The 4,077-nt window shown below is 72.6% G+C and carries 3 protein-coding genes; 2 read left to right on the forward strand and 1 reads right to left on the reverse strand.

The window, feature by feature from the left end:
• Nucleotides 1-1,060, reverse strand: a 1,060-nt coding sequence (locus AB0M83_RS48400; protein WP_364529561.1) for an Lrp/AsnC family transcriptional regulator, incomplete at its 3' end; no start/stop codon positions are given.
• A gap of 145 nt (nucleotides 1,061-1,205) precedes the next feature.
• Between AB0M83_RS48400 and AB0M83_RS48405 the strand changes: the two genes are divergently transcribed.
• Together AB0M83_RS48405 and AB0M83_RS48410 are read left to right on the forward strand one after the other, a co-directional pair.
• On the forward strand, nucleotides 1,206-2,528 hold the full coding sequence (locus AB0M83_RS48405; protein WP_364529564.1) for an MFS transporter: 1,323 nt from the start codon (nucleotides 1,206-1,208) through the stop codon (nucleotides 2,526-2,528).
• Nucleotides 2,525-4,009 carry a M81 family metallopeptidase gene (locus AB0M83_RS48410; RefSeq protein ID WP_364529567.1) on the forward strand — a complete coding sequence of 495 codons (1,485 nt, stop codon included), beginning with the start codon at nucleotides 2,525-2,527 and terminating at the stop codon, nucleotides 4,007-4,009. The genes AB0M83_RS48405 and AB0M83_RS48410 overlap by 4 nt, the downstream gene beginning before the upstream one ends.
• Nucleotides 4,010-4,077 lie beyond the last annotated feature (68 nt).

The following is a 4,077-nucleotide window of genomic DNA, read 5'->3' on the forward strand; positions in this document are numbered from 1 at the left end:
CGGGGGACGGGGCCCCCCCGCGGGGGGGGGTTTTTGACCCGGGGGGATGCCCCCCGGCTGAACACTCACGATCGGCCGCCCAGGGATCGACGGGGACCACGCGGACGCTGCGGCCCAGCTCGTCGACGATGCGTCCGTGCACCTTCACCTGCTGGAGCACCACCCGGCGGTCGACGACCGCCGCCGCCGGGTGCTCCCGCACGATGCGCTCCAGCACCTCGTCGAGGTGTTCCAGCGAGTGCAGGCTGACGACCAGGGCCAGGTTCGCCGGCCCCGGCACCCCCGAGCAGTGCCGCGTCTCCGGCATCGCCCCCAGCGCCCGGCCGACCGCCGGGAGGTCGCCGTCGGGCACCGACAGCCACAGGAACGCCATCGAGCCCCAGCCGGTGAGCGGCCGCGCGACGTCGCAGCGGAAGGTGATGTCGCCGTGGCGGTGCAGCCGGTCCAGCCGGCGCCGGACGGCCTGCGGCGAGACTCCTAGTTCCGCCGCCAGGTCGTGGTAGGAACGGCGCCCGTCGTGGCCCAGTGCCAGGAAGAGCTGCCGGTCCCCCTCGCCGAACGGGCGGATCCGCTCCGGTGGCGGCCCGGCCGGTTCCCGCACCTGCTCGGTCCGGACCCGGTTGATCACGCCCAGCCGCCACACCACCCCGCCGAACAGCCCGTTGTAGAGGTAGGAGTGCATCGCCGTGACGTCGGCGGGAATGGGCAGGGAACGCACCAGCACGTCGGCGATGGCCGCCAGCGAGGGGGCGAGGACCAGCGCGAACACCTGGAACCGGCCGGTGGTCACGCCGACCGTGCTCACGTAGGGCAGCTCGGCCAGGGCGAGTGCGACGGCCCGCGCGGTGCCCGGCCGGCACGACAGCTCCAGCACCGCCCCGCGCATCCGCCGGTCGCTCAGGGCGACCGTCACCCAAGCACTGCCGTCGTCGACCAGCCGCTGCCACCGCCGCGCCAGCGTGATCGGCGCCAGCTCCAGCGCGGCCGCCAGGCTCGACCAGCTGGCCCGCGGGTTGAGCTGCAGGGCGTCGACCAGCGCGAGATCCGTCTCGTCCAGCACCTCAGGCCGCGCAACCCGGTCGGCACCACAAAGCGTCCGGATCGAACATTTTAGAGGTGATCATCGGCTGTTCCCCCCCTTTTTGATGCCCGGAGCAACGATCTCCCGCACAGTACCGGCAATCGAACGACCACGAGGAGTCCGCATGACCATCGAGAAGGAGAGCGCGGCGCCGCCTGAGCTCTACCGCAGGATCGGGTGGCGCATCCTGCCGCTGCTCGTCGTCTGTTACCTGTTCGCCTACGTCGACCGGGTCAACATCGGCTTCGCCAAGCTGCAGATGGCCGAGGACATCGGCATCAGCGAATCGGTCTTCGGCCTGGCGGCCGGCATCTTCTTCCTCGGCTACGTGCTCTTCGAGGTGCCCAGCAACCTGCTGCTCCGCCGGATCGGTACTCGCAAAACGCTCTTCCGCATCATGCTGCTCTGGGGGATCACCTCGGTGGCCATGCTGTTCGCGCACGACGCGACCAGCTTCTACGTCCTGCGCTTCCTGCTCGGAGTGTTCGAAGCCGGGTTCGCGCCAGGCATCATCTTCTACCTGACCTACTGGTACCCGCGGGCGCGCATGGGCGCGGCGATGTCGGTGCTGATGATCCCCGGTCCGCTGGGCTCGATGCTCGGCGGACCGGCGTCCTCGCTGATCATCAGCGGCCTCGACGGGTCCGCCGGCCTGGCCGGCTGGCAGTGGATGTTCCTCGTCGAGGGGCTGCCCTGCGTCGTGCTGGCCTTCGTCGTCCGGAAGGTCCTGCCGGACGGCCCCGGCGACGCCCGCTGGCTCACCCCCGGCGAGCGCTCGCTGCTCGCCCAGGATCTGGCCGGCTCGCACGAAAGCGGGGAGCACCGCTTCCGGAAAGTGCTCACCGACCCGCGGGTCTACGGCCTCGCGTTCGGCTACTTCTGCCTGATCAGCGGCCTGTACGGGGTCAGCTTCTGGCTGCCGACGATCCTCTCGGAGAACGGCGTCCGGTCCGTCGTCGCGATCGGCCTGTGGTCCGCGGTGCCCTACGCGGTCGCGCTGGTGCTGATGCGGGTGCTGGCCCGGCACTCCGACGCCACCGGCGAGCGCCGCCGGCACACGGTCGTTCCCACCGTCGTCGCCGCGGCGGGCATGGCTGTCGCCGCCGTCACCGGGTCGGTCTTCAGCGTCTCGATGATCGCGCTGATCGTGGCCACCGCCTGCATGTGGGGCGCCTACACCGTGTTCTGGTCCGTGCCGGCCACCTTCCTCAAGGGTGACGCGGCCGCGGGTGGCATCGCGTTCATCAACAGCATCGGCCTGCTCGGCGGGTTCTTCAGCCCGACCCTGATCGGCTACGTGAAGGAAACGACGGGCAGCACCGAGATCGGCCTGCTCACGCTCGTCGGCCTGCTCGTGGCCGGCGCGGTTTCGCTGGCGGTCACGCGAGTGCGGACGGAACCCGGCCGGACCGCCCCGGCCGCGAACGGTGCGGAGGTGGCCCGATGACGGACGGCACGACGAGGATCCTGGTCGCCGGGTTCCAGCACGAGACCAACACGTTCGCGCCCACCCCGGCCTCGTACGGCAACTTCGCCAACGGCGAGGGCTTCCCCGCCCTGCGCCGCGGCGACGGAGTGCTCGAACTCGAGCCGGTCAACCTGCCGGTCGGCGGGTTCCTCGGGCAGGCCCGGGCCCGCGGCTGGGAGGTGCTGCCCGTGATCTGGGCGGCCGCCAGCCCGTCCGGGCCGGTCACCACCGACACGTACGAGCGCATCGCCGGCGAGATCGTCGACGCCGTGCGCCTCGGCCGGCCGGACGCGGTCTACCTCGACCTGCACGGCGCCATGGTCACCGAGCACCACGACGACGGCGAGGGCGAGCTGCTGGCCAGGGTCCGCGCCGCGGCCGGCCCCGGCGTGCCCGTGGTCGCGAGCCTGGACCTGCACGCCAACATGTCGGCCCGGATGTTCGACGCCGCCGACGCCCTGGTCTGCTACCGCACCTACCCGCACATCGACATGGCCGCGACGGGGGCGCGGGCCGCCGGCCTGCTCGCCCGGCTGCTCGACGGCGAACGGCTCCGGCTCGCCTGGCGCCGGGTGCCTTTCCTGATCCCGATCAACGCGGGCTGCACCGACCTGGAGCCCGCGCGGTCTGTCTACAGTGGTCTGGAATCCCGCGGCGGAGACCGCACCACGGTGTCGTTCGCCGCCGGGTTCCCCGCGGCCGACATCCCGGACTGCGGACCGGTGGTGTGGGCCTACGGCACCGGCCCGGTCGAGGAGATCGTCGACCGGCTGTACGACGAAGTGACCCGGGACGAGGCGAAGTGGCGGGTCACGCTGCTCGACCCCGCCGACGCCGTGGCGCGCGGCCTCGAGGCCGGGGGCGTCGGCCCGGTCGTCGTCGCCGACACCCAGGACAACCCCGGCGCCGGGGGTTCCGGCCGCACCACCGGGTTGCTCCGTGCCCTCCTCGCGGCCGGCGGCGACGAGCCCGCCGCGCTCGGGCTCATCCCCGATCCCGCGGCCGCCGCCGCGGCCACCGAGGCGGGCGTCGGCGCCACGGTGGACCTCGCGATCGGCGGTGATCCCGCGGTGCCCGGGGACGAACCGGTGCGGGGCCGGTTCGTCGTCGAGGCGCTGTCGGACGGACGCTGCCGGTTCGACGGGCCGATGCTGCACGGCACCGAGGTCGACCTCGGACCCGCCACCTGCCTGCGCTCCGGGTCCGTGCGGGTGGCGGTGACGACCGGGCGCTCCCAGGTGTTCGACCGCAACCTGTTCCGGATGGTCGGCATCGTCCCGGAGGAGCAGCGGCTCCTCGTGGTGAAGAGCTCGGTGCACTTCCGCGGGGATTTCGAGCCGATCGCCCGGGAGATCCTCGTCGCCCGCTCCCCCGGTCTCGTCGCGGCCGATCCCGCCGACCTCGACTGGCGCCGGCTGCCGGAATCGGTCCGCGTCACCCCCGGTGGCGGACAGCCGTGACGAGCGCCCCAAGGTGGCCTTCGGTGCGTCAGACGCACCCAAGGATTCGGCGGTGGCGCGGTGAGTTC

Origin of the sequence: Amycolatopsis sp. NPDC051106, assembly GCF_040682775.1 — a bacterium.
In the GTDB taxonomy this organism is placed as follows: Bacteria; Actinomycetota; Actinomycetes; order Mycobacteriales; family Pseudonocardiaceae; genus Amycolatopsis.